Origin of the sequence: Rhizobium sp. WW22, assembly GCF_047041135.1 — a bacterium.
GTDB lineage: Bacteria > Pseudomonadota > Alphaproteobacteria > Rhizobiales > Rhizobiaceae > Rhizobium.
Genome location: NZ_CP178198.1, coordinates 3613919 through 3639514 on the forward strand (window position 1 = coordinate 3613919; position 25596 = coordinate 3639514).

The following is a 25596-nucleotide window of genomic DNA, read 5'->3' on the forward strand; positions in this document are numbered from 1 at the left end:
TTTCGTTCATGCCGAATGCAGGAGCCACGCGATCAGCGGCGCTGCCAGCACGTTCGTCACTCCTACCAGCACCATGACGAGACCGGCGATCGATCCTTCCTCGCGGCCGATCTCATGAGCCTTGGCGACGCCGATGCCATGTGCCCCCATGCCGTAAAGTGCACCTCGAGCCATGCCCGATTGCAGCGGCAGCAGCCGCAGCAAGATCTGGCCGACGACGGCGCCGAACAGGCCGGTGATGACGACGAAGACGGCCGTCAGGTTGGGCGCGCCGCCGATATCACCTGAAACCACCATGGCAAACGGCGTGCTGATCGAGCGCGGCATCAGACTGAGCCGCAGGCTCTCATCGAGGCCGAAGAGGCTGGCAAGCCCCCAGGCAGAAACCATTGCTGTGGTACTACCCACCGTCACACCGAACAGCAGGACCGGCCAATAGCGCTGGATGAGGCCTCGCTGTTCGTAGATCGGCACGGCGAAGGCGACAGTCGCAGGCCCGAGTAGGGCCAGCAGCCAATGGCTGTCATGCATATAGTCCTGATAGTTTGCGTGCAGCATGAGAGCGATGGCGATCAGCACCCCAGGCACCGCTACTAGCGGCGACAGCCAGAGTGATGGCCGGCGTCGATAGAGTGCCTTTGATATGTAATAGAGACCGACCGTCGCCAGTGGCCAGAACAGACCTGATACCGCGGTTTCAATCGTGAGCATGGCTGGGTGCTCCCTTACGTGTCATGAGGCGGTAGCCGATATCGATCGCAACGGCGGTCACGCCCATGACGATCACTGTGCCGGCAAAGATCACTGCAAGTACCTTCAGCCCGATGAGGCCGATGAATTCGCCATGATCGAGCAAAGCCAGCACCGCCGGAACGAAGAACAGCAGCATTTCGGCGAGAAACCACTCCGCGCCACGCTTCATGCTCGTCAGCTTCACCGTGCCGCTCGCAAACAGTGCCAGCACCAGTAGCATGCCGGCGATGGCGCCGGGTATCGGCAAGTGTGCAAGGCGGACGATGGCTTCGCCCGCTTGCCAGAAGGCAAGCAGCAGCAGGGTCTGAGCAAGGCAGCTCAATTTCGGATGTTTCTTTGGGTCGATACGCATGGGAGCTCGGCAAAATCTGTCAGCCCGATAATAGGCGTTTACACCACATGAATAAAATGAATTGATTTCATATGATCCAGTCCTATAGGGAATAAGTATGGAACTTCGAACATTGAAAGCCTTCGTCGAGGTAGTGCGCCAGGGCGGCTTCTCAGAAGCCGCAAAGGTGGTGTTCACCACGCAATCGGCCGTCAGTAAGGCCGTGCGCCAGCTGGAGGACGAGCTTGGCCTGCCGCTGCTGAACCGCCTCGGCCATCGCGTGACCCTGACCGATGCCGGCGAGGTGGTTTATCGTCGGGCAATTGCGATCCTTGCCGGGCGCGACGATCTGCTGGCCGAATTATCGGAACTGCGCGGGCTGACGCGGGGTACCCTGCGGCTTGGCCTGCCGCCGATCGGCAACGATGCGCTGTTTGCACCGGTCTTTGCCGTTTTCCGCAATCGTTATCCAGGCATAGAGATCAGGTTGGTGGAGCAGGGCGCCAAGCGGTTGGAAGAAATGGTGCTGGCCGATGAGGTCGATCTCGGCGCCTCGCTGCTGCCGATGGCCGATGTCTTCGAGTGGCAGGTTGTGCGCTGCGAGCCGATGCATGTCCTTCTACCGTCGGCGCATCCGCTCGCCGGGCAGCAAACGGTGCCCCTGGCGGCGCTCAAGGACTACCCCTTTCTCCTCTTCGAAACCGGCTTCGCGCTAAACGGCATCATTCTCAACGCCTGCCGTGCGGCCGGCTTTGCGCCGGACATTGCCGCGCGCTCGAGCCAGATCAATTTCATTGTTGAACTGGTTGCTGCGGGCCTCGGGATCGGCTTCCTGCCACGGTTGATCGCCGAACAGAGCCGGCGTTCGGGCATCGCCCATGCGCTCGTTGTCGAACCGGACATGGAGTGGAACATGGCCTGGATCTGGCGGCGCGGTGGATATCTGTCGCATGCCGGCCGTGCCTGGCTCGACCTCGCTGCGGAGATCGCGGCTAAATCTTGACTCTTATCTCAAACTTTTGTGATAAGCAGACATCACCGTAAACTTGAAAAAAACGGTCAGGAAAAATATAGGCTACCGCATCGCCGCCCGATGACGGTGGTTTCCAAGCGAGAGGACTTAATGACTTTTTCCTTTTCTCATCTCACCGGCACCCTGGCGCTTGCCGCAGGTCTTGCCGTCGCTCCGATGCTGGCGCATGCCGCCGAATCCGATGGCATCGTCGTCTACAATGCCCAGCATGAGACGCTGACGCAGGCATGGGCGGAGGGCTTCACCAAGGAAACCGGCATCAAGGTCACGATCCGCAACGGCAGCGATATGCAGTTTGCCAACCAGATCGTCCAGGAAGGCGCTGCCTCTCCGGCAGACGTTTATCTGACGGAAAACTCGCCGGGCATGGCACTGGTCGATGCCAACAAGCTCTTCGCTCCGGTCGATGCCGCGACACTCGCCCAGGTGCCGGAAACCTTCAAGGCAGCCGATGGCAACTGGGTCGGCGTCGCCGCCCGGTCCACCGTTTTCGCCTATGACAAGACCAAGCTGAAGGAAGCCGATCTGCCGAAATCGCTCCTCGATCTCGCCGATCCCAAGTGGAAGGGCCGTTGGGGCGCTTCGCCGGCCGGCGCCGATTTCCAGGCGATCGTCAGTGCGCTGCTTGAGCTGAAGGGCGAGGACGCAACCCGCGCCTGGCTGAAGGCGATGAAGGAAAATGCGAGCTTCTACAAGGGCAACAGCGTCGCGATGAAGGCCGTCAATGCCGGCGAGACCGAAGGCGCTGTCATCTATCACTATTACTGGTTCGGCGATCAGGCCAAGACCGGCGAAAACAGCAAGAATGTCTCGCTGCACTATTTCAAGAACCAGGATCCGGGTGCCTTCGTCAGCATTTCCGGCGGCGGCGTTCTGGCGTCCAGCCAGCACCAGAAGGAAGCACAGGCTTTCCTGAAGTGGATCACCGGCAAGGGCGGCCAGGCCGTCCTGCGCGATGGCAACTCGTTTGAATATGCAGTCGGCAATGGCGAGGCTTCCAATCCGAAGCTCGTGCCGCTCTCCGACCTCCAGGCTCCGAAAGTCGAACCTTCGAAGCTGAACAGCAAGAAGGTTACCGATCTGATGACGGAAGCGGGCCTTATCTGAGGCAAAGTCCCGTGCCGCGGCGCCTTTAGGGCGCTTTCGGACGGGCTTGGCTCTTGCATCACTATCCTGTGCCCTGCTAGGGGCATGGGGATGGCCTTTAAGGCCGATCGATCGGGCAATCGCCGGCAGCGGCGGTTGCCTTCCCATTTCAGGGCGTGAAAGGCAGCTTAGATTTGCTGCAGAAGAACACATATGCCGGCGAGGCCGCCGCCATGCGAATGCCCCAGTTGACGGCTGCTCCGCGCAGCCGCGTTCGGCATGCATCCGTCGTCGCCCTTGCTTCGATCGTCGCGCTTCTGAGCCTGGTGCCGCTCGGCTTCATCGTCTGGATCACGATCGACACGGGCTGGGCAGAAGTTGTTGCCCTGATTTTCCGCAGTCGCGTTGGCGATCTGCTCGTCAATACCGTCCTGCTCGAAGTCTGCACCATTCCGCTTTCCATCCTGCTGGCAGTGACGCTCGCCTGGCTGACCGAACGCACCGATATTCCTTGCGCACGGCTCTGGTCGTGGCTGGCCGCCGCGCCGCTTGCCGTTCCCGCATTCGTGCACAGCTACGCCTGGGTCAGCCTCGTGCCGAGCATGCGCGGGCTGTGGAGCGGCGTGCTGGTGTCGGTGCTTGCCTATTTTCCTTTTCTCTACCTGCCGGTCGCAGCCGCCCTGCGCCGGCTCGATCCGGCGATTGAGGATGCCGCCGCCTCGCTCGGCCTCGACCCCTGGCGCGTCTTCTTCCGGGCGATCCTGCCGCAGCTTCGCCTCGCCATCTGCGGCGGCTCGCTGCTGATCGGCCTGCATCTCCTCGCGGAATACGGTCTCTACGTGATGATCCGCTTCGACACCTTCTCGACTGCCATCGTCGACCAGTTCCAATCGGCCTATAACAGTCCGGCGGCAAACATGCTCGGCGGCGTGCTCGTCTTCTGCTGCCTGCTGCTGCTCGGCATCGAGGTGCTGGCGCGTGGCAACGAACGCTATGCCCGCATCGGCTCGGGTGCCGCCCGGCCGGCCGATCGGCGCCGTCTCGGCTGGTTCGTCGTTCCCGCGGTCGCGCTGCCCATCGTCACCGCCGCATTGACGCTCGGTGTTCCTTTCGTCACCCTGGCGCGCTGGCTTTATCTCGGCGGCGCAGGCGTCTGGCGGATCGACACGGTCGGCTCGGCCTTGCTGCAGACCATTCTTCTCGCGATCGCCGGTGGCCTCCTCGCCACCATTGCGGCGACCCCGATGGCGTGGCTGTCGGTACGCGCGCCCGGCCGGCTGCAGCGAATTCTCGAAGCCTGCCACTATTATGTCGGCTCGCTGCCGGGCGTCGTCGTCGCCCTGGCCCTGGTGTCGATCACCGTCCGGCTGGTCCTGCCGCTCTATCAGACGTTTGCCACCCTTCTGCTCGCCTATGTGCTGCTCTTCCTGCCGCGCGCCATGGTCGGTCTGCGTGCCAGCATCGCCCAGGCACCCGTCGAACTCGAGCGCGCCGCCATGGCGCTCGGCCGCACGCCGGCGCAGGCGGTGCGGCAGATCACCATGCGGCTTGCGGCTCCGGGATTTGCGGCCAGCGTCGCGCTCGTCGCCCTCGGCATCACCAACGAGCTGACGGCGACGCTGATGCTTTCTCCCAACGGCACGGAAACGCTGGCGACGAAATTCTGGTCGCTGACCAGCGAGATCGATTATGTTTCCGCAGCGCCCTACGCCTTCATGATGGTCGTCCTGTCGCTGCCGCTCACCCTTCTTCTCTACGTGCAATCAAAGCGAACGGCCGGACAATGACCTTTCTGGCGATCAAGAATATCAGCAAGCGCTATGGTCCCGTGCAGGCGCTCGACAATATCGACCTCACGATAGCTGCCGGCAGCCGCACGGCCATCGTCGGCCCGTCCGGCTCCGGCAAGACGACGCTGCTGCGGATCATCGCCGGCTTCGAAACTCCCGATGCCGGTCAGGTGGTGCTTCAGGGCGAAACACTGGCGGATGGAGAGGCCATCGTACCCGCGCATCGGCGCGGCATCGGCATTGTCTCTCAGGATGGCGCCCTGTTTCCGCATCTGAGCGTATCGGAGAATATCGGCTTCGGCATGGAGCGCGGCGCGCGCGACCGCGATCAGCGCATCAATGCCCTCATCGATATGGTCGAACTCGACCGCGGCATGCTCGACCGCCGGCCGCATCAGCTCTCCGGCGGCCAGCAGCAGCGCGTGGCGCTTGCCCGCGCGCTCGGCCGCAAGCCGCGGCTAATGCTGCTCGACGAGCCTTTCTCCGCCCTCGATACCGGCCTGCGCGAAAACATGCGCAAGGCCGTCGCCCGCGTGCTGCAGATCGCCGGCATCACGGCGGTCCTGGTGACGCATGATCAGGCGGAGGCCCTGTCCTTTGCAGATCAGGTTGCTGTCCTGCGCGAGGGCAGGCTCATACAGGCCGGCACGCCGCAGGCGCTCTATCTCAGCCCAAGGGATCGCGAGACGGCACTCTTCCTCGGCGATGCCATCATATTGGCGGCCGATCTCGATCAAGGTCTGGCGAAATGTGTCCTGGGGCAGATCCCCGTCGGCGCCGGGAACCGGCAGGGTCGCACTGATATCATGTTGCGGCCCGAGCAATTGCGCCTCCGGGCAATCGATGAAGCCGGCGCGGGTGCTGCCTGCATCGGCAAGGTGACCGAAATCGAGTTCGGCGGCGCCGTCTGCGCTGTTACGGTCGTACTCTCCAACGGCTCCGAGACACTGAATATCAGGAGTTCCGGCGTCGGCCTGCCCGAGGTCGGCAGCATGGTTTCGGTGAGCGTCATCGGAAAGGCACATGTGTTCGACAGGCTCGATAGCTGAGCGTTACTTCGAGTTGAAGCAGGCGATGCTTTGGGGAAGATAAAGCATATCGCGCAAAAGTGTGCAGCGGTTTTGCGACAACGACATGCGTCAAATCAAGGTCCTAAAGCGCAAGAAGCGAATCTGAAGGATCGCGGTGCGCTTTAGGCGCGCCATCATCGTGCCCCATGCTGAAGGAATCTCTCCATGTCTTTTCCCCATGAGATCGAGCCGGACCTGCCTTTCCTCACTTCGCTCCGCCGCAATCTTCATGCGCATCCGGAACTCGGCTTCGAGGAGGAACGCACCAGCGGCATCGTTGCCACCTTGCTGGAGGAAGCGGGACTGACCGTGCATCGCGGCCTCGGCAAAACCGGTGTCGTCGGCACGCTACAGGTCGGCAACGGCACGCGCCGTATCGGCCTTCGCGCCGACATGGATGCGCTCGCTATGCCGGAAAAGGCCAATCGTCCCTATAAATCCACGATCCCGGGCAAGATGCATGCCTGCGGGCATGATGGCCATACGACGATGCTGCTCGGTGCCGCCCGTCATCTGGCCGCCAAGCGCGGCTTTTCCGGCACGGTGCATTTCATCTTCCAGCCGGCGGAAGAAGGTCGTGGTGGCGCCAGGCGCATGGTGGAAGATGGCCTTTTCGATCTGTTTCCGTGCGATGCCGTCTACGGGCTTCACAATATGCCCGGCCTTGCGGTCGACGAGATGGCGGTTGTCGAAGGGCCGCAGCTTGCTTCATCGGATAGCTGGCGCATCACCTTCCGCGGTACCGGCACCCACGGCGCCAAGCCGCATCTCGGCAAGGACCCGATCACGGCAGCGGCGACCTTCCTTTCCGCGCTGCAAACCATCGTCGGTCGCGTCGTCGATCCGCTGGAGCCGGCCGTCGTCAGTGCCTGCTCGCTGCAGGCGGGCGATCCCAAGGCGCTGAACGTGATACCAGATACGGTCGAGATCGGCGGCACGGCGCGCGCCTATACGCCGGAGGTCCGCGATCAGCTGGAAGAGGAGATCGGACGCCTGGCGCATGGGACTGCAAGCATGTTCAACATTGCCGTCGATTATCAGTTCGAGCGCCGCATCCCGCCCGTCGTCAACGATGCAGATGCCACGGCGCGGGCGCTGAAGGCTGCGACGACTGTTTTTGGCGAGAATGTGCGGACCCGCTTCCCGCCATCGACCGCCGGCGACGATTTTGCCTTTTTCGGTCAGAACGCTCCTGGCTGCTATGTCTGGCTCGGCAATGGCCCCGCCGTTGACGGCGCCCTGCATCACAATACGGCCTATGATTTCAACGATGAGGCAATCGCCTCGGGTGTGGCTTTCTGGACGACATTGGTCGAGCAGGAATTGGGAGAGGGTTGAGACAGGGCTGAACGTGCCTTACCGCGGTATACCGCCTCTTTTCAGCGTCCAGCCTCTCGCAGCAATGCATCGAAGATGATCTGTCGCGCCCTTTCGGCATCGATCTCCACGGCGAAATGGGCATTGAATTGCCCATGCGAGGCGCGCGTTTCGACGACGGTGCGCCCACGCGTGTGCTGTCCATGCAATTCCGCATCGATCCGGGCATGCCGAAGGGTTGCGATGCCAGGTTCGATGAAAACGGCGGCAGCCGTCGGGTCGTAGATCGCCATGGCCGGTCTGCCGCGGCTGATGGCGATGTTGACATAGCCTTCCAGCAGGTCAGCGAGCAGCTGCGCCTTTTCGCTGTTATTCTCGCGGATGCGGGCGACATCCTCCGGCCAGGCCAAGACCTTGCGGCAAATGTCGAGATCGATCATGTGCAACGGCAGGGTATGCGCCAACACAATGGCAAGTGCCTCCGGATCGGCAAAGGCGTTGAACTCAGCCGATGCCGTGTGATTGCCCACAGTGACCCCGCCGCCCATCCAGGTCAGCTCGTCGATGCGGGCGGCGAGATCCGGCCGTGCCAATGCCAAAGCGGCAATATTCGTGAGCGGCCCGAGCGCCAGGATGCGTTTCGGCCCATCGCTGTCGGAAAGCCAGTCGCATAGCGCGGTAAATGCGTCGCTGAATGGAAGTGGATCGGCCGGCGGCAGGCTTCTGCCTGCGGTCGGAATGCCGGTCTGGCCGAGAATGTTCTGCGCCGTTTCCAGCTTGCGGAGAACGGGCAGCTCGCGGCCGGTATGGATCGGAAAGGTCCAGTTGAAGACGGCGGCAGCGCCCGCCGCATTGGCCTTAACGTGAGACAGGGGTGCATTGCCGCTGACGAGCGAAACGCCATCGATGATGGTATCCGAATGCGCCACCACCAGAATGGCAGCGATATCATCGAATCCCATATCGGTATCGATCCAGATGCCCATACTCTATCTCATCGGTCGCAGCGAAATGGCACGGCGGCGTTTCCTGCCGCCCTGGCGGGATGGTCGCGGGACGCGCGCAAGCGGTGTTCGTCCCGCGGATCGCTTAGCTGGCTAGCGCATCAAGGATGCGGATCCAGGAACGAATGCCCTTGTGATAGGAGCGCAGCTCGTATTTCTCGTTCGGCGAATGGATGCGGTCGTCGGAGAGGCCGAAACCGACGAGCAACGATTCCATGCCGAGCATCTTCTGGAAGTCGCCAACGATCGGGATCGAGCCGCCCATGCCGATGATGAGGGCGGGCTTCGGCCATTCGCTGGAAAGCGCGGTCTTGGCCTTGGTCAGTACCGGCGAATCGTAGGAAAGCTGGATGGCCGGCGAGCCGCCATGCTCATGAAACTCCACCGAGCAATCCCCAGGGATCTTGGAGCGCACATAGGCGCGGAAGCTCTCGCGGATCGCCGCCGGATTCTGCTGGCCAACGAGGCGGAAGGAGACCTTCGCCGATGCCTTGGCGGCGATCACTGTCTTGAAGCCGGCGCCGGTATAGCCACCCCAAATGCCGTTTACTTCCGCCGTCGGCCGCGCCCAGGTGAGTTCCATCACAGACCGGCCCTTCTCGCCCGAGGGGATCGACAGGCCGACTTCGCCGAGGAACTTTTCGGCCGTCATGCCGAGCTTCTCCCAGGAGGCCTTGATATTAGCAGGCGTTTCCTCGACGCCTTCATAGAAGCCGGGAAGCGTTATGCGCCCCGTCTCGTCATGCAGTCCGGCAAGGATGTCGGTCAGAATGTGGATCGGATTGGCGGCAGCGCCGCCGAAAAGGCCCGAATGCAGGTCGCGGTCAGCAGCGGTGATGACGATTTCCTCGCCCACCAGGCCGCGTAGGCCTGCCGAGATCGCCGGCGTGTCGCCATCCCACATACCGGTATCGCAGACGAGGGCGAAGTCGGCTTTAAGCTCGGCAGCATTGGCTTCAAGGAAAGGCTTGAGCGAGGGCGAGCCGGATTCCTCTTCGCCTTCGAAGAGGATGGTGATGCGCACCGGCAGAGCGCCCCTCGTTTCCTTGTAGGCGCGCACCGCCTCGACGAAGGTCATCAGCTGCCCCTTGTCGTCGGACGTGCCGCGGCCGGTCAGGACCTTGCGGCCATTGCCCAGGTCCTTGATCGCGGGAGCGAAGGGATCGCTTTCCCAAAGATCGAGCGGATCGACGGGCTGCACGTCGTAGTGGCCGTAGAACAGCACATGCGGCGCATCGGCAGCGCCGGCATCGTGATGAGCGACCACCATCGGATGACCGGGCGTATCGCGTACGGAGGCCCTGAAGCCGAGCGAATTCAGGTAGGTGACCAGCCATTCCGCCGCCTTGCGGCATTCCGGCTTGTAGTCCGGGTCTGTCGAAATGGACTTGATGCGCAGCAGCTCGAAAAGGTTGTCGAGGCTGGAGGGAAGGTTCTGATCGGCGCGGTCGAGAACGGGCGATAGATCGGTCATATCCGACTCCTTAGGTGAAATTCGGAGCGACGATAGACCAAAGGCCAGCCGGTTTCGAGGCGTTAAAACCGAAAATTTACCGTAGCTTGCCTCTTTCGACGGAGGCTTGCTCTTATGTGATTAGTTGCGCATGTAGTTTACAAGTTTTTTAGATTATTAGAAATAACGTCAATCCAGAAAAGTATTCTGGAGACGCGTAATGTTTTCAGTAATTGCATGTATTCGCGACGCTCATGACTTCAGGCTTATTCTCGTGGCGGCGGCCATCTGCCTCATCGGCAGCCTTGCCACCATGCTTCTTTTTTCGCGTGCACAGGAATGCCAGTCGCATCAGCGTCGCTACTGGATTGCGGCTGCGGCCTTTGCCAGTGGTGTCGGCATCTGGGCGACGCATTTCATTGCCATGCTCGCCTATGAGAGCAACCTTCCCATCTCCTACGGCATTTCGCTGACCGCGCTTTCGGTGGTCTTTGCCATCGTCGGCTCATGGCTCGCGATTGCCGTTGCCTTCGAATGGGACAATCGCGTTTCCTTTACAGTCGGCGGCATGCTGATGGCGTTTGGAATAGCCGCTATGCACTTCACGGGCATGCAGGCCATCGAGGCCTCGGCAAAGCTCTCCTTCGATATACCGCGCGTCGTCGCTTCAGTCGCCATCGGTGGCGTCTTCTCTTCACTGGCTTTCCTGGTGTTTCGCAGCCTTCGTGGCTTTAGTCGCATCATGGTCGGCGCTCTTCTGCTGTTGCTTGCGATTTGCTCCCTGCATTTCACCGCGATGAGCGGCGTGACGCTAACGCCCGAAATTGGGATGCCGGGGGCCGCCCTCGCCATGGATCGAAGCATCCTCGCAGGCATCGTCATGGCTGCCGCGATGGGTCTGATCCTCATCGCTCTGGGCGCCATCTTCATCGACCGTCATCTGACTGACCTTCGCGGCTTCGCCAACGCTTCGCTCGAAGGCCTGCTCATCATCCGTGACGGCCGGGTCATCGATGCCAATGAGCGATTTTTCACCATTTCCGGATGGTCGCAGCAGCAGGTGGTCGGTGCCCCGCCAGAAACCTTCCTGGCGATCGACATAGATGCCCAAAGTGATGCCGCCATTCCACTGGAGACAACGCTGTCCGGCTATGATGGCAACGCGATCCCAGTCGAAACCGTGCGTCGCTCCATCACCTATCGCGGCCACGAATGCAGCGTATTGGTCGTGCGCGACCTGACCGAGCGGCGTCAGGCGCAGCAGATGATCGAGCATCTGGCGCACCATGATATATTGACGGATCTGCCCAATCGCTCGCTGTTCGACCAGCGCATGCGTCAAGCGCTGCAGGTGGCCAACCGCAGGGGCGGGGAAGTCGCCATCTTCTGTCTGGATCTCGACCGCTTCAAGGCCATCAACGACGTCTTTGGCCATGCCGAAGGCGATCGCATCCTCTGCAAGGTTGCCGGCATCCTGCAGCGTGCGATCGAGGAGGGCGATACGGTGGCAAGGCTCGGCGGCGACGAGTTCGCCATTATCCAGCCCAGGCGTCAGCAGCCTGAGGGGGCCACGCGCCTTGCCGAACGCGTTCTTTCGGAATTTGGCATGGAGATGGATACCGCCCGGGATCCGACGGCCGTCGGCGTCAGCATCGGTATCGCCATCTATCCGCGTGATGGCACGAGCGCCGAGCAGCTTTACGCCAATGCGGATATGGCGCTTTATCGTGCCAAGCATGCGGGCCGGGGCCATGCCTGCTTCTTCGATGCCGAAATGGACAAGGCCGTGCGCACTCGTCGCCAGCTTGAGAACGATCTGCGTCAAGCCATCCTGCGCCGTCAGCTCTTCCTGGAATATCAGCCGATCTACGATGTCGGCAGCGACGGTGTCAGTGGTTATGAGGCGCTGCTACGCTGGGCGCATCCGGATCGAGGCGTGATCGATCCGGAGACGTTTATTCCCATTGCCGAGGAAAGTGGATCGATCGTTGCGATCGGTGAATGGGTGCTGCAGCAGGCCTGCCAGGAGGCGACGCGCTGGAGTGAGCCTGCGAATGTCGCGGTCAACCTCTCGCCGCTGCAATTCATGATCCCGACCCTCTACGACCAGATCGAACGCATCCTGCGCAAAACCGGCCTCGATCCGCAGCGCCTCGAACTGGAAATCACGGAGGCGGCGCTGATGCGCGAACGAACGACTGTGATCGCGACATTGCAGCGGCTGCATCGCCTCGGCGTTCGCGTGGTCATGGATGATTTCGGCACCGGCTTTTCCTCGCTCAGCAATCTGCGCGCCTTCCCATTCGACAAGATCAAGGTCGACCGCAGCTTCACCGGCGCCCTCGAACACGATCCCGCAGCTCGCTCGATCGTCCGCGCCATCATCGGCCTCGGTCACAGCTTGAATATGCCTGTGGTCACGGAAGGGGTCGAAACGGAAACCCAGCGCCGCATCGTCATCGAGGAAGGCTGTGCCCAGCTTCAGGGGATATTCTTCGGCAAGCCCGATGTTGGGCCGAGCCAGTTCCAGTCCGCTTTGAATAAGGTGGTCGGCCGGGCTGAGGCGCGTTGCGCAAAAGTATGAAGCGGCTTTGCGGAAAACCGCTGCATGCGTTTTCTGGGATTGTTCTAAAGCTGTCTGGCATTCTCCAGCACGCGCCGGATATATTCCAGCAGCAGCTCGCGTTCGAATTGCCGGAAATCCTTGAGAAGATCCGTATCGGCGGCCATGGCGGCCTCGATCGCTTCCGCCTGCATGGCTGCGGCCTTGTTCGTCAGGAAGACCAGTTGCGCCCGCTTGTCCGAAGGATGCGGGCGGCGTTCCACCAGGCCGTCCCGTTCCATGCGCGACAGCGTATTGGCCATCGTCGCCTGTTCGATGTCGATCCTCTCGAGCAGCTGCTTCTGCGTCAGCCCATCCTCGGACCACAATTCGAGCAGGATCGGAAACTGACCGGGGGAAAAACCGAGCGTCGCCGCGCGTTGTTGTAGCGAGCGAGCGAATCCCTTCGCCATCTGACTGGCAAGGTAGGCGGCGGAGTCCATCCGATTAAATCCCATGATTGCAAATATGCCCATAATTCAGGAGCAAGACAATCAGCAATTATTCGGGTAGATCCCCTCTGAAATAAGCAACTCAGATGAATTTTTCACCTTCATAGGTTGCATTTTTTTGACATGAAAAAGCCGCCATGGCCTGGAGGGGGCGCCATGGCGGCTCATGAAAGAGGGACAAAGGCCCGGAGAGGGGATAGGCCTTTGTCCTAGTCTGACATGGCGGGGGACAGGCCGGTTGTCAGACCCGCGGCGTATCAATCGCCGGTGATTAGGATTTGAGGTTTCGAATGTGGTTTTTCAAGGGAATGCGCAGATTAGATTGATTAAAAGTTAGTAACGTTTCGGTGAGAGATCTGGTCATCTCATCAAAGCAATTCCAGGAAAAGTGTATCGCGGTTTTCCGTCCGGAATTGCATAAAAACAGAAGATAGAGCGTTTCTGCGATTCGAAGAAAAGCGGAAGCGCTCTAGCCTGCAAAACCGAAGTTTATATGGACGTTGGAAGAGCACCACGCTATCCATGCTTCCATGAAAAAAGGTGATCATCTCTTCCTCGTCGACGGTTCCGGTTTCATTTTCCGGGCCTTTCACGCTTTGCCGCCGCTGACGCGCAAGTCCGACGGATTGCCCGTCGGCGCCGTCTCCGGTTTCTGCAACATGCTGTGGAAGCTGCTGACTTCGGCGCGCGATACTTCCGTAGGTGTGACGCCGACGCATTTTGCCGTGATCTTCGACTATTCCTCGAAGACCTTCCGCAAGGACATCTTCCCGGAATACAAGGCCAATCGCTCGGCGCCGCCGGAAGAACTGATCCCGCAATTCGGCCTCATCCGCGAGGCGACCCGCGCCTTCAACCTGCCTTGCATCGAGACCGACGGCTTCGAGGCAGACGATATCATCGCCACCTATGCCCGTCAGGCGGAGGCGGCTGGCGCCGATGTGACGATCATCTCGTCCGACAAGGATCTGATGCAGCTCGTCACCCCCATGGTCCACATGTATGACAGCATGAAGGACAAGCAGATCGGCATTCCCGACGTGCTCGAGAAGTGGGGTGTACCGCCGGACAAGATGATCGATCTGCAGGCCATGACCGGCGACTCGGTCGACAACGTCCCTGGCATTCCCGGCATCGGCCCGAAGACGGCGGCGCAGCTTCTGGAGGAGTTCGGCGATCTTGACACGCTCCTTGCCCGCGCCGACGAGATCAAGCAGCAGAAGCGTCGCGAAAACATCATCGCCAATGCCGAACTTGCCCGCATTTCGCGCCAGTTGGTGACGCTGAGGACGGATGTACCGCTGGAACTTGCGCTTGACGCGCTGGTGCTGGAGCCGCAGGACGGCCCGAAGCTGATCGGCTTCCTGAAGACCATGGAATTCACGACCCTGACGCGGCGCGTCGCGGAGGCCTGCGACTGCGATGCGGCGGCAATCGAGCCCGCCGTCGTCAAGATCGAATGGGGCGAGGGCGCTCATGGTCCCGATCTCGATGTTGGCGAAAATGTCGATCTTGTTGCCGGCAGCGTTGTCGAGGCTGAAGGGGCATCGGTTCCAGCGCCGTCGGCCAAGGCGCGTCTGGCTTTGGATGGCACCACAGAGCCCGAGGATCTCGCCAAGGCGCGCGCCGCAAGTTTTGCGAGCGCGCCGATCGACCATTCGAAATATGTGACCATCCGCGATATCGCCACGCTCGACCGTTGGATCGCGGATGCGCGCGAAACCGGTATCGTCGCTTTCGATACGGAAACGACCTCACTCGATGCCATGCAGGCCGAGATCGTCGGCTTCTCGATGGCGATCGCCGACAACCGCAACGATCCCTCGGGTTCTTCCATCCGTGCCGCCTATGTGCCGCTCGCTCACAAGACCGGTATCGGCGATCTGTTGGGCGGCGGCCTGGCCGACAATCAGATCCCGTTGCGTGATGCGCTGCCGAGATTGAAGGATCTGCTGGAGGATGCCTCCATCCTCAAGATCGCGCAGAACCTCAAATACGATTACCTGCTGATGAAGCGCTACGGCATCGAGACGCGGTCCTTCGACGACACGATGCTGCTGTCCTATGTGCTCGATGGCGGCGCCAATGCCACGCATGGCATGGACAGCCTCTCCGAGCGCTGGCTCGGCCACAAGCCGATCGCCTACAAGGACGTCGCCGGCAGCGGCAAGTCCAACGTCACCTTCGATCTCGTCGATATCGACCGCGCGACCGCCTATGCCGCTGAAGATGCCGACGTGACGCTGCGCCTCTGGCTGGTGCTGAAACCACGACTTGCGGCAGAAAAACTTTCAGTCGTCTACGAACGATTGGAAAGGCCGCTCGTGCCAGTGCTTGCCCATATGGAGGAGCGCGGCATTACCATCGACCGGCAGATCCTTTCCCGCCTTTCCGGCGAGCTGGCGCAGGGTGCCGCCGCCTTGGAAGACGAGATCTACAATCTGGCCGGCGAGCGCTTCAATATCGGCTCGCCGAAGCAGCTCGGCGATATCCTTTTCGGCAAGATGGGATTGGCCGGTGGCAGCAAGACCAAGACGGGGCAATGGTCGACTTCGGCGCAGGTGCTGGAGGATCTGGCGGCGGCCGGCTTCGAGCTGCCGCGCAAGATCGTCGACTGGCGCCAGCTCACCAAGCTGAAATCCACCTATACGGATGCGCTGCCGAGCTATGTCCATCCCGAGACCAAGCGCGTCCACACCTCCTATTCGCTGGCCTCGACCACGACCGGGCGCCTCTCCTCCTCCGAGCCCAACCTGCAGAATATTCCGGTGCGCACGGCGGAAGGCCGCAAGATCCGCACCGCCTTCATTTCGACGCCGGGCCACAAGCTCGTCTCCGCCGACTACAGCCAGATCGAGTTGCGCGTGCTGGCGCATGTCGCCGATATCCCGCAGCTCAAGCAGGCCTTCGAGGACGGTGTCGACATTCACGCGATGACGGCCTCCGAAATGTTCGGCGTGCCGGTGGACGGCATGCCGAGCGAAGTGCGCCGCCGCGCCAAGGCGATCAACTTCGGCATCATCTACGGCATTTCCGCCTTCGGACTGGCGAACCAACTCTCGATCGAGCGCTCGGAAGCCGGCGACTATATCAAGAAGTATTTCGAGCGCTTCCCAGGCATTCGCGATTACATGGAAGGCGCCAAGCAGGCGGCGCGCGACAAGGGCTATGTCGAGACCATCTTCGGCCGCCGCATCCATTTCCCCGAAATCCGCTCCTCCAACCCTTCCGTCCGCGCCTTCAACGAGCGCGCCTCGATCAACGCGCCGATCCAGGGTTCTGCCGCCGACGTCATCCGCCGTGCCATGATCAAGATGGAGCCGGCGCTGGCCGCAGCCGGGCTTGGCGATCGTGTGCGCATGCTCTTGCAGGTGCACGACGAACTGATCTTCGAAGTCGAGGATGCGGATGTCGAGCGCACGACGCCGATCATCGTCTCGGTCATGGAAAACGCCGCCATGCCGGCGGTCGACATGGCCGTGCCGCTGAAGGTCGATGCGCGCGCTGCCCACAATTGGGATGAGGCGCATTAAGGCTATATCGGGTGTCGCATTCCTAAGTTGGTGAAATTGCTTTCTCGCCGCCAAGGGCGAGATTGGGCAGCTTAAATACTCTTATTTGCCGATCAGCATTTCCAGCACCGAAATAATGGCGCGCTCGGCCTCTTCGAGCGTGCCGCTATTGTCGATATCGGCGACGTCGTAGCTGCCCTCAACGGTCAGCGAGCTTCTTTCCAGCCGCTTCAGCACGTCTTCGCGGCTCTCGCGTCCGCGCGCCATCAACCGCTCGGCCAGCACTTCGCGTGTCGCCGTGATGTTGATGACCTTCAGACGTGGAAATGCGCTCTGGAAGTGATGCAGCGCCGAGCGTGAGCCATTGGCGATCACCAGATGGTCCTGCGCAAGCTCATCGAAGACGTTGGCCGGAATGCCATATTTCAGGCCGTGCGCTTCCCAGGAGACGGCGAAGGCACCGGCCTGTTCCATCGCATCGAAATCGGCGTCGGAGACGCTTCTGTGGTCTTCGTTACCAGCATCGCCGTCGCGCGTAATGACGCGGCGAACGAAGTGGACATCCGGTCGGCCGGCAAAATGCCGGGCGGCCAGATTCATCAGCGTATCCTTGCCGGCACCGCTCGGGCCGACGACGACGGCGAGCGTGCCCGCTGTCGCATCCGTCAGGCCGAGATTAGCCGGCTCGAGATTGGCGCTTGCGCTCATGCCACCCGGCGTCCTTCCCGCCAGACGGAACGCGTCACCGGCACGCCGTGATCGCGGCGAACGCGCACGAGATCCGCCCGCAGCCCTTCGGCAATGCGGCCGCGGTCGTTGAGGCTGACCGTCTTTGCCGGCGTCGCCGTCACCATGGCAATCGCCTGCGGCAGCGAAATACCCTCGACTTCGTCCGCGAGGATGAAGGGGGCGTGCAACAGGCTGAGCGGCACGTAATCGGAGGACAGCACGTCGAGCACGCCGAGTTCGGCCAGGTCGCGGGCGGCGATATTGCCCGAATGCGACTTGCCACGCACGATGTTGGGCGCGCCCATCAGCACGCTCATGCCGGCGCCGTGGGAAGCCTTGGCGGCATCGATACTGGTCGGGAACTCCGCCAGGCGAACGCCGTAATTGATGGCTTCATCGACATGGGCGAGCGTCGCATCGTCATGACTGGCGACCGTGATGCCGCGTTCGGCGCAGACCTTGGAGATCGCGTCACGATGCGGCGTGGCATATTTCGCCGATTCTTCCTGGCGCTTGGCAACGAACTTGGCAAAGGCCTCGTCACTGAGCCCGCGCTTCTTCTGATAGTAGAAGACGTACTGATCCATGGTCTGGAACTGGCGCTGGCCCGGTGCATGGTCCATCAGCGAAACTAGACGGACGTAAGGGTCTTTCTCGAAATCCTGGAAGTGGTCGAGCACGTTGTCAGAAGAGACTTCGCAGCGCAGGTGGATCAGGTGATCGGCGCGCAGGCGATCTTCGCTTTGGGCCGCCTGGATGGCATCGGCCATATCGCGCATCTCGCCCTTTTCGAAACCACCGTCCTCATCAGAGCCCATGCGCAGGCAGTCGAACACGGTCGTGATACCCGAGGTGACGATCTGGGCATCATGCGCCTGGATCGCCGCCGTCTTGTTCCAGCGAACGCCCGGGCGAGGGGAATAATGTGCCTCCAGATGGTCGGTATGCAGCTCGACCAGACCGGGGATCAGATAATCGCCCTCGAAATCCTCGCCGATGAGGGACTTGCCTTCGGAAATGCCGGCAATGCGACCGTCGCGGATCAGCACGGAGCCGTCGACGATCCTGTCTTCGAGGACGATGCGGGCGTTGGAAAGGACGGTTTCTTTGGTCATATCGGCTCTTTCATATTAGGCGCCGGCAAGCGGCAGCCAGGAACGGACGGTAAAGGGAGCACCACGCTCTTCTTCGACGAAGACGGCGAGGCCGGAAATATCGAGCGGCTTGCCGGTATGTTCGGCGAAGCGATGGCGCAGAATTTCCTGTAGTTCGGGTTGACGCTCCGTGGGAACCCGACCGGTCAGCGTCATGTGGAAACGGAACTCGTCATTGACATAAGGATAGCCCCAGCGCAGCAGATTGGCGCGCTGCGGCTCCGTCAAGCCTTCCGGCTTGCGCCTTGCGATGTCATGGTCCGAAAGCGGTGCGCGCAAAGGCTCGAAGGCTTTCACGACGCGCGAGGCGAAATCTTGTAACGGTTCGTAAACGGTGCTGGGCACGAGCGCGAAGAAATGGCCGAGTTGGCCCAACACAAGTTCCGGAATGGTGAAAGCCTTGGTCTGCGAGGCGAATTCGGCGGCAACTTCGAGGAGATCGCGCTCGGTCACCGAAGCGGCTAGCTCGAACGGCGCCTTCAGCGTGGCATGAAAGCCGTAGCGGCGCGGATCGGCCGTCAGTTCGGCATGGCCTTCCGGCAGCGGCGCCATGGCCTTGTCGGAAAAAATCTCATTCGAAAATGCATCACGGCCCAGCCAGCGGGCGGCAAGCGATGTCAACGGATCTTCTTTGGGCGGCGTGAAATAGAGAGCATAGCGCAAGGCTGCATTCCTTGGAAAAATCGGCTGCGCGGGACACTGTTGGGTGATTTGCGACAAACCGCAAGAGCAGCAAGGCAGCAACGGTCCGAATCCGGCTAAAGCCAGCTTGACCGCTGCGGTCTTGCCGGCCTGCGCTACCGGATTCCCGTGACAGAATGATGATGCGTAACGATTTTTTCCCGATCTTTTTATTTCGCTCGCGCACCCATCAGCCGCGAACGCAAGGCGTTGGATGCAGCATCGAACAGGAAGACGACGATCAGGATCAACAGCACCATATAGGCGACGTTTTCCCAGTTCGCGTTGGTGCGCATCGCTTCCCAAAGTTTGAGCCCGATACCGCCCGCGCCGACGGCGCCGATGATGGTCGCGCCGCGCACGTTCGATTCCCACTGGTAGAGCGTCTGGCTGACGATGACCGGAACGATCTGCGGCATGATGCCGTAGCGATGCACGAGAATGGTCGGCGAGCCGGTGGATTTTACGCCCTCGCGCGGCTTGTTGTCGATATTCTCCAGGCCTTCGGAATAGAGCTTGCCGAGCGTACCCGTCTCGGTGAGGAAGATCGCGCCGCTGCCGGCAAGCGGGCCGGGGCCGAAGGCGCGGGTCAGGAATAGCGCCCAGATCAGCATGTCCACCGAACGCAGGAAGTCGAAGAGGCGTTTGAGGATCTGGTTGAGCAGCCGGTTCGGCGTGATGTTGCGAGCCGCCAGGAAGGCGAGCGGAAAGGCTACGAGCGAACCGAGCAACGTTCCCAGAAAGGCCATGACGATGGTCTGGAACAGCTTGGTCCAGACGTCGCCATGCTGCCATGCGCCATTGTTCCAGACATTGTCGAAGGCCAGTGAGAGATTGGACTGGGCAGGGTCCAGCCGCGGCCCCGAAACGATGAGGCTGATGACTTCGCTCGCCGGCTTGTCGAAGAAGGGCGAATGCGTGTCGAAGACGAAGTTGGCCCAGCCAAGAAAGCGCTTGCGGATCTTCACGCGATCAGTGGAAATGCTGGCATCGCCCGCAAAGCCGAGATTGACCAGGATATTGTCGTCATAGACCGTCATCCAGCTGGGTACGGGCTCGGAGCCGACGATCTTCGGCGCATCGCCGGCGATATCGATCGGGATCGTAATGCCGTGCGCAGTCACGATGGCCTGCGTTTTGGTCACGGTTACCGTGCGGCTCGTGCCGCTGACGGAAACGGTCATGCTGCCATCGGGGTTGGTCTTGACCCAGTCAGGATTGGGATTGTCGCCCAAAGGCGAAAAGCGCGGATACTTAATGGTGATCTTGTCGCCGGAGATGCGGAATTCCGGCTGCACGTCATAGCTCACCCATTCGCTGAGATAGATCCCGACGCGCTCCCAATGTGCTTCCGAAATGACTTTCGGCAGATCGAAGAACCACACTGCATAAATGCCGTAGAGGACAATGCCGATGAACATCATCAGCGCACCGAAGCGCTGGCGGAAGGATCGGTGAAGAACCTCCGGATAGCGCGCTTCGATTTCCTGCATGCGGCTGGCGTCGATGATGGACATGGTCAACCTCAATGCTGCAAAAGGAAGGCATGTTCGCCCACCAGACGGCGGCGGAGCCATGCGGAAAACTGATCGACGGCGATGATCGTCAGGAAGAGAAGCAGCACCAGCGCCAATGTCTTGGCGCCGAAACCGCGTGAAATCGCAAGTTTGAGCTCCTCGCCGATGCCGCCGCCGCCGACGGCGCCGATGATGGTGGAGGCGCGAACATTGATCTCCAGACGCAGCAGCGCGTAGGACATGAAGTTCGGCAGCACTTGCGGCAGGGCGGCGAAGCGCACGCGCTCGCTCCAGCTCGCGCCGACGGCGCGCATGCCCTCATCCGGTTTCATGTCGATGTTCTCGACCACTTCGTAGAAGAGCTTGCCGAGCGCGCCGATCGTATGCAGGCCGACGGCGATGATGGCGGCGATCGGACCGATCGACAGGATCGCCGAAAACAAGCCGGCGATGACGATCTCGGGAAAAGCCCGCAGAAGTTCCATGATACGCTTGGTCACCAGACGAATCGGATTGGATGGCGACATGTTGCGGGCGGCGAAGAAGCTCAAAGGCACGGCGAAGACGACGCCGATGATGGTCGATACCAGCGCTACGTTGATCGTGATGATCATCAGCTCGAAATATTCAGGGATATAGAAATTGCCCCAGACATAGACGCGACCGAGCGGGAAATTGAACTCCTCACCGCCGGCACCATTGGCCCCGTTCGGGCTTGGCAGGTCGAAGAGCGCGCGATAGACGTCGGACCAGTCCTTCGGAATGAGCCAGCTCAGGAAATCGAAGAGATGCGGCAGGCGATCAAAGAAATGCCCGGCGTTGTTTTCATCGGCGAAGCGCACCGAGCTGACGAAGGCGACGAGCAGGATCACGAGGCCGATGCCGGTGTAGAGGCGGCGGCGAGCCACCATCTTGCTCCAGGCGTCGCCGATCTCCTTGGCGCTCTGTGGCGCGCTCTGCATGTTCGGGTGCGTATCGGCGATCGTCATGAAGTCAAGCCTCTGTGAATAGCAAAAGGGCGGCCGTTGCCGGCCGCCCCATTATCGGAATGCGGATCAGCCGCCGATGGCAGCCTTGCGAACGTCGATGACGGCGTTGTAGAAGTCCGGGGTAACCTTGACGTAGCCCTTGAAGTCGCCGCCTTCGATGGCGTTGAAGCACTTGGCGTCGGCCGTCGGGAGCTTCATGAAGAAGTCGGTCAGCTTCGCCTGCCATTCGGTGCCGAGAGCGTTGCGAACGACGAGCGGGCCGTTCGGGATCAGCGGCGAACGCCATACTTCGACGAGCTTGTTCGGATCTACGGCGCCCTTGTCGACTTCCTTGCGGAAGGTGCCGGAGGTGAAGCCGTCCTTGAAATCGCCAACGCCCGAGGAATCGTCGACAGCGACGTCGACCTTGCCGTCATAGGCGGCGAGCAGGTTGTTTTCATGGCCGCCGTTGAACTGGGTCGAGCCGAAGAACTTGTCGTTCGGCACGCCGGTGGTCTTCGGAATCTGCGTGAGGGGAACGAGGTAGCCCGAGGTGGAGTCCGGGTCGGCGTAGCCGAGCTTCTTGCCCTTGGCGTCCATGATCGTCTTGATGCCGGAAGACTTGAGGGCGAGGCCGATCGAGTAGTAGCCGGTAGAGCCGTCGGTCTGCTGCGTGGTCAGGATCGGGGTAACGGCCTTCGGGTCCTTGATGGCGACGGCTGCGTAGCCGGAAGCGCCGAGTTCGGCGAAGTCGAGCGTGCCGCCGAGCAGGCCCTGGATAACGCCGTTATAGTCGGCGGCCGGGAACAGCGAAACCTTCTCGAAACCGAATTCCTTCTTCAGGTGGTCGGAAAGGCAGGCGTAGTTGCGCAGGCGATCGCTTCGTTTTCGCCGCCGAGAATGCCGATGCGGAATTCCTTGAGGTCTGCTGCGTTGGCAGCAGCGCCGACTGCGAGCGCAACGAGCGCCGTAGCGGCAAAGAGTGCTTTCTTCAACATGGGTTCGTCTCCTGATTAACCGGTGTCCCCGGATGTCTTCGGTCTGATAGAAGAAATGCGCCCTTGACGCGGGCCTTCGATCCCGGCCGTCCCTCTCAGAGACCGGCCAGTGCCAGCGGTTGCGGGCCGGCAGATTCAGTCGCCGCGGCTTGCGCGGCCGGATCGGCGATATTGATGGATGTCGACGTCATGCTCTCGTCGATGCCGGCGCCGTCCTTATCGGTGCCGTAGATTTCCTTGACGGCGGCTGCCGTCAGATCGGTCGGCTTGCCGTCGAACACGACCTTGCCGCCTGCCATGCCGACGATGCGTTCGCAGTAATTGCGCGCCGTATCCAGCGTATGCAGGTTTGTGATGACGGTGATGCCTTCACGCTCGTTGATATCCCGCAGCGCATCCATGACGATCTTGGCATTCAGTGGATCGAGCGAGGCGATTGGCTCGTCGGCCAGCATCATCTTCGGCTGCTGCATCAGGGCACGGGCGATGGCGACGCGTTGCTGCTGGCCGCCCGAAAGCGTGCCGGCCATCTGCAGGGCCGTCTGCTCGATGCCGAGACGCTCGAGTGCCGCGATGGCTTCAATGCGTTCCTCACGGGAAAAGACGGACAGCAGGCTCAGTACCGTCGAACGCTGGTTCAGCCGGCCGAGCATGACGTTGGTGAGCACGTCGAGGCGCGGCACGAGGTTGAACTGCTGGAAGATCATGGCGCAATCGCGCTGCCAGCTGCGCAATGCACGGCCGCTGAGCTTCGAAACCTCGGTGCCGGCGAAATGAATGGAACCGGAACTCGGATCGGCGAGGCGATTGATCATGCGCAGCAGGGTAGACTTGCCGGCGCCGGAACGGCCGATGACGCCGACCATCTGTCCTTGCGGTATGTCCAAAGTCACGGAATCGACAGCGAGCTTGTTTCCAAACCGGCGCGAGACATTCCTGAGTTCGAACATAGTGCTTCCCTTTCGCGGCTGCCGGGCTGCAGAAATTTCAGCGGTACCGGTGCTAAGAATGGGCGCATGCCCCTGCCTCGAAGGGAGTTTCGACGGGGTCGGCGCCAATCACAAGGCAACCGATTAGTCCCGCTTCATGAAGCTCCGATGTCAGTTTTATGTAACTGCTGTTACAATTCCCGTCGTTTTTGCAAGATTAGCCGGCTGAGGGCTTTCCGCTAAGTTTAGCCGTCAAACATGCCTGTCGGCAGGCCGTCGATGCTGAAGCTATTCTTCTCGCGCCGATATTCTTCAATGCCATCAGGACCCTTGGCTTTGGCCCACTGGTCGAGGCTCGGCCTCTCGCCCTCATAGGAAAAGAGCGGCACGCCGAAGCCGCAGGAGGTCTGCACGAGATCGAAGTCCAGCCATACGATCTGCCGTGCGCCGAGCGGCTCTTCGCCCGCATAGTGATCGTGTAGCAATTCCCGATATTCGGGCGTCGATCGATGGATGATCCGCCCGCGGCCATAGAGGCGCAGGATCATCGGCGGCCCCTCGACTGCGCAGAACATGATCGTCAGCCGCCCGTCGGCCTTCATGTGGGCCGATGTCTCGTTGCCGCTGCCGGTGCGGTCGAGATAAATGGCGGTATTCGGGGAGATGATGCGCAGGCATAACGTTTCGCGCGGCGAAACATTGACCCGGGACGCCGATGTCGCGGACGCCGTGAAGAAGATATGCTGCCGCGCGATGAAATCGCGCAGCCGGTCGTCAACGCTGGAAAATTGCTTTGCCATTAAGAGGCCTCCTTAATTCGGGCTAGACAGATCGCCTGAGGCTGAAGCGGCCGCCGGTCTCGTGCAAGCCCGGCTTGGGCGGAAAGCGTCCTTAGGCGGCGTAGCGATCCAGAAATTCCTCCGCCGAAAGGGCGCGAAAATCCGCAAGCGCCGTACGCAGGCGATCGTGATCCCAATCCCACCATGAGAGCTTGTCCATGCGCGCGCCGACCTCGGGCGTGAAACGCTCGCGAATAAGCTTGGCCGGCACACCGCCGACGATGGTGTAGGGCGCGACGTCCTTGGAAACGACGGCACCGGCGCCGATGACGGCACCATTGCCGACCGTCACGCCGGGCAGCACGGTCGCGCCGTGGCCAATCCAGACATCGTGACCGATGACAACGCGGTTGTCGCGCCGCCAGGTGAAGAAATCCGTCTCCATATCGGCATCCGGCCAGTAGTCGGCGGCGCGGTAGGTGAAATGGTGCAGCGTGGCGCGCCATGTCGGATGATTGGTAGCGTTGATGCGCACGGCGGCGGCAATGTTGACGAACTTGCCGATCGTCGCGCACCAGACCGCGCCATCCTGCATGATGTAGGAATAGTCGCCGATCTCGGCTTCATCGATACGGCAGCGGTCGGAGACCTCGGTATAGCGGCCGAGCGTCGAATTATTGACGCTCGCCGAAGGGCTGATGAAGGGCGTCTCGCCCAGTTGGCGGCTCATGCGGCGGCCTTCCGCGGCGAGAACTGCGAGACGTCGAGAATGCGGCTGCCGACGGCCTCGCGCACTTCTTCGTCATGGAAGATGCCGAGAAGGGCAACGCCGGCTCCCTTCTTCTGCTCGATCATGTCAACGACGACGGCCCGGTTGCGGGCATCGAGCGACGCCGTCGGCTCGTCGAGCAGCAGGATGGCGTGGTCGGTGATGAAGCCGCGGGCGATGTTGACGCGCTGCTGTTCGCCGCCCGAGAAAGTGGCAGGCGGCAGCTGCCAGAGCTCCTCGGGCAGGTTCAACTGTGCCAGCAGCTCGGCCGCTCGGTTGCGGGCATCAGTCACGCTCACCCCGCGGGCGAGCAACGGCTCGGCAACGACATCGATGGCGGCGACGCGCGGCACCGTGCGCAGGAACTGGCTGACATAGCCCATGGTCTGGCGACGGACATCGAGCACGGTGCGCGGGTCGGCGGTTGCAAGATCGACGATCCTGTCCCGGTGAGTGACAAGGATCTGGCCGCTATCAACGGCATAATTGCCGTAGATCATCTTCAGCAGCGAGCTCTTGCCGATGCCGGACGGGCCGCCGAGCACGACGCATTCGCCTGATGCGACGGAGAAGGAGACATCGGCGACGACGGGCAGACGAATGCCGTCGCGCAGATGCATGGTGAAGCTTTTGAAGACTTCGGAAACGACGAGTGGGGTTGCCATGTTT

21 protein-coding genes and 1 pseudogene are annotated in these 25596 nt (G+C 61.3%); 7 read left to right on the forward strand and 15 right to left on the reverse strand.

Annotated elements, in window-relative coordinates:
* Positions 1-6: 6 nt before the first annotated feature.
* Both ACK83U_RS17565 and ACK83U_RS17570 read right to left on the reverse strand, forming a co-directional pair.
* The gene (locus tag ACK83U_RS17565; protein WP_112338508.1) at positions 7-711 is read right to left on the reverse strand and encodes an LrgB family protein; all 705 of its coding nucleotides are present in this window, start codon (positions 709-711) and stop codon (positions 7-9) included.
* Positions 698-1105, reverse strand: coding sequence for a CidA/LrgA family protein (locus ACK83U_RS17570; protein ID WP_112610686.1), 408 nt, complete (start codon positions 1103-1105; stop codon positions 698-700). The genes ACK83U_RS17565 and ACK83U_RS17570 overlap by 14 nt, the downstream gene beginning before the upstream one ends.
* A gap of 97 nt (positions 1106-1202) precedes the next feature.
* On the opposite strand from ACK83U_RS17570, the gene ACK83U_RS17575 reads away from it, so the two are divergent.
* The 5 genes from ACK83U_RS17575 to ACK83U_RS17595 all read left to right on the forward strand — a co-directional run bounded on the left by ACK83U_RS17575 (position 1203) and on the right by ACK83U_RS17595 (position 7401).
* A complete protein-coding gene (locus tag ACK83U_RS17575) occupies positions 1203-2087 on the forward strand; it encodes a LysR family transcriptional regulator (protein ID WP_112338506.1) in 885 nt (294 codons plus the stop codon).
* Positions 2088-2207: 120 nt separating this feature from the next.
* Positions 2208-3224 carry an iron ABC transporter substrate-binding protein gene (locus ACK83U_RS17580; protein ID WP_112610838.1) on the forward strand — a complete coding sequence of 339 codons (1017 nt, stop codon included), beginning with the start codon at positions 2208-2210 and terminating at the stop codon, positions 3222-3224.
* A gap of 212 nt (positions 3225-3436) precedes the next feature.
* A complete protein-coding gene (locus ACK83U_RS17585; protein WP_210294747.1) occupies positions 3437-4990 on the forward strand; it encodes an ABC transporter permease in 1554 nt (517 codons plus the stop codon).
* Positions 4987-6042 carry an ABC transporter ATP-binding protein gene (locus ACK83U_RS17590; protein WP_112610690.1) on the forward strand — a complete coding sequence of 352 codons (1056 nt, stop codon included), beginning with the start codon at positions 4987-4989 and terminating at the stop codon, positions 6040-6042. Before ACK83U_RS17585 ends, ACK83U_RS17590 begins: the two co-directional genes overlap by 4 nt.
* A 186-nt stretch (positions 6043-6228) precedes the next feature.
* Complete coding sequence (locus ACK83U_RS17595) at positions 6229-7401, forward strand: M20 aminoacylase family protein (RefSeq protein WP_112610692.1); 1173 nt, start codon at positions 6229-6231, stop codon at positions 7399-7401.
* A 41-nt stretch (positions 7402-7442) separates the two neighbouring features.
* Here the strand turns inward: ACK83U_RS17595 and ACK83U_RS17600 are convergent, their stop codons facing one another.
* Both ACK83U_RS17600 and ACK83U_RS17605 read right to left on the reverse strand, forming a co-directional pair.
* Entirely contained in the window at positions 7443-8366 is a 924-nt protein-coding gene (locus ACK83U_RS17600) for a nucleoside hydrolase (RefSeq protein WP_112610694.1), read from the reverse strand.
* Between the two features lie 103 nt (positions 8367-8469).
* On the reverse strand, positions 8470-9858 hold the full coding sequence (locus tag ACK83U_RS17605; protein WP_112610696.1) for a M20/M25/M40 family metallo-hydrolase: 1389 nt from the start codon (positions 9856-9858) through the stop codon (positions 8470-8472).
* A 199-nt stretch (positions 9859-10057) separates the two neighbouring features.
* On the opposite strand from ACK83U_RS17605, the gene ACK83U_RS17610 reads away from it, so the two are divergent.
* On the forward strand, positions 10058-12421 hold the full coding sequence (locus ACK83U_RS17610) for an EAL domain-containing protein (protein ID WP_112610698.1): 2364 nt from the start codon (positions 10058-10060) through the stop codon (positions 12419-12421).
* Between the two features lie 44 nt (positions 12422-12465).
* Here ACK83U_RS17610 and ACK83U_RS17615 read toward each other — a convergent pair whose 3' ends face one another.
* A complete protein-coding gene (locus ACK83U_RS17615; RefSeq protein WP_112338499.1) occupies positions 12466-12882 on the reverse strand; it encodes a MarR family winged helix-turn-helix transcriptional regulator in 417 nt (138 codons plus the stop codon).
* 539 nt (positions 12883-13421) lie between these two features.
* Here ACK83U_RS17615 and polA point away from each other — a divergent pair.
* Positions 13422-16424, forward strand: coding sequence for a DNA polymerase I (gene polA, locus ACK83U_RS17620; RefSeq protein ID WP_112610700.1), 3003 nt, complete (start codon positions 13422-13424; stop codon positions 16422-16424).
* An 81-nt stretch (positions 16425-16505) separates the two neighbouring features.
* On the opposite strand, the gene phnN is transcribed toward polA, so the two are convergent.
* From phnN to phnL, 10 genes and pseudogenes are all read right to left on the reverse strand, one after another.
* Positions 16506-17111, reverse strand: a complete 606-nt coding sequence (gene phnN, locus ACK83U_RS17625; protein ID WP_112610702.1) for a phosphonate metabolism protein/1,5-bisphosphokinase (PRPP-forming) PhnN — start codon at positions 17109-17111, stop codon at positions 16506-16508.
* Positions 17108-18247 (reverse strand): alpha-D-ribose 1-methylphosphonate 5-triphosphate diphosphatase, encoded by a 1140-nt coding sequence (locus tag ACK83U_RS17630; RefSeq protein ID WP_112610704.1) that lies wholly within the window; start codon positions 18245-18247, stop codon positions 17108-17110. Before ACK83U_RS17630 ends, phnN begins: the two co-directional genes overlap by 4 nt.
* A 15-nt stretch (positions 18248-18262) precedes the next feature.
* On the reverse strand, positions 18263-18949 hold the full coding sequence (locus ACK83U_RS17635) for a DUF1045 domain-containing protein (protein WP_112610706.1): 687 nt from the start codon (positions 18947-18949) through the stop codon (positions 18263-18265).
* A 188-nt stretch (positions 18950-19137) separates the two neighbouring features.
* Complete coding sequence (gene phnE, locus ACK83U_RS17640) at positions 19138-20484, reverse strand: phosphonate ABC transporter, permease protein PhnE (protein WP_112610708.1); 1347 nt, start codon at positions 20482-20484, stop codon at positions 19138-19140.
* 8 nt (positions 20485-20492) lie between these two features.
* Positions 20493-21473 carry a phosphonate ABC transporter, permease protein PhnE gene (gene phnE / locus ACK83U_RS17645; protein WP_112610710.1) on the reverse strand — a complete coding sequence of 327 codons (981 nt, stop codon included), beginning with the start codon at positions 21471-21473 and terminating at the stop codon, positions 20493-20495.
* A 66-nt stretch (positions 21474-21539) separates the two neighbouring features.
* Positions 21540-22450, reverse strand: a pseudogene (gene phnD / locus ACK83U_RS17650) (phosphonate ABC transporter substrate-binding protein).
* A gap of 95 nt (positions 22451-22545) precedes the next feature.
* On the reverse strand, positions 22546-23400 hold the full coding sequence (gene phnC, locus ACK83U_RS17655; protein WP_112338490.1) for a phosphonate ABC transporter ATP-binding protein: 855 nt from the start codon (positions 23398-23400) through the stop codon (positions 22546-22548).
* A 224-nt stretch (positions 23401-23624) separates the two neighbouring features.
* Positions 23625-24179 (reverse strand): pyridoxamine 5'-phosphate oxidase family protein, encoded by a 555-nt coding sequence (locus ACK83U_RS17660; protein WP_112610714.1) that lies wholly within the window; start codon positions 24177-24179, stop codon positions 23625-23627.
* A 91-nt stretch (positions 24180-24270) separates the two neighbouring features.
* Positions 24271-24888, reverse strand: a complete 618-nt coding sequence (locus tag ACK83U_RS17665; RefSeq protein WP_112610716.1) for a DapH/DapD/GlmU-related protein — start codon at positions 24886-24888, stop codon at positions 24271-24273.
* A complete protein-coding gene (gene phnL, locus ACK83U_RS17670; RefSeq protein WP_112610718.1) occupies positions 24885-25592 on the reverse strand; it encodes a phosphonate C-P lyase system protein PhnL in 708 nt (235 codons plus the stop codon). Before phnL ends, ACK83U_RS17665 begins: the two co-directional genes overlap by 4 nt.
* Positions 25593-25596 lie beyond the last annotated feature (4 nt).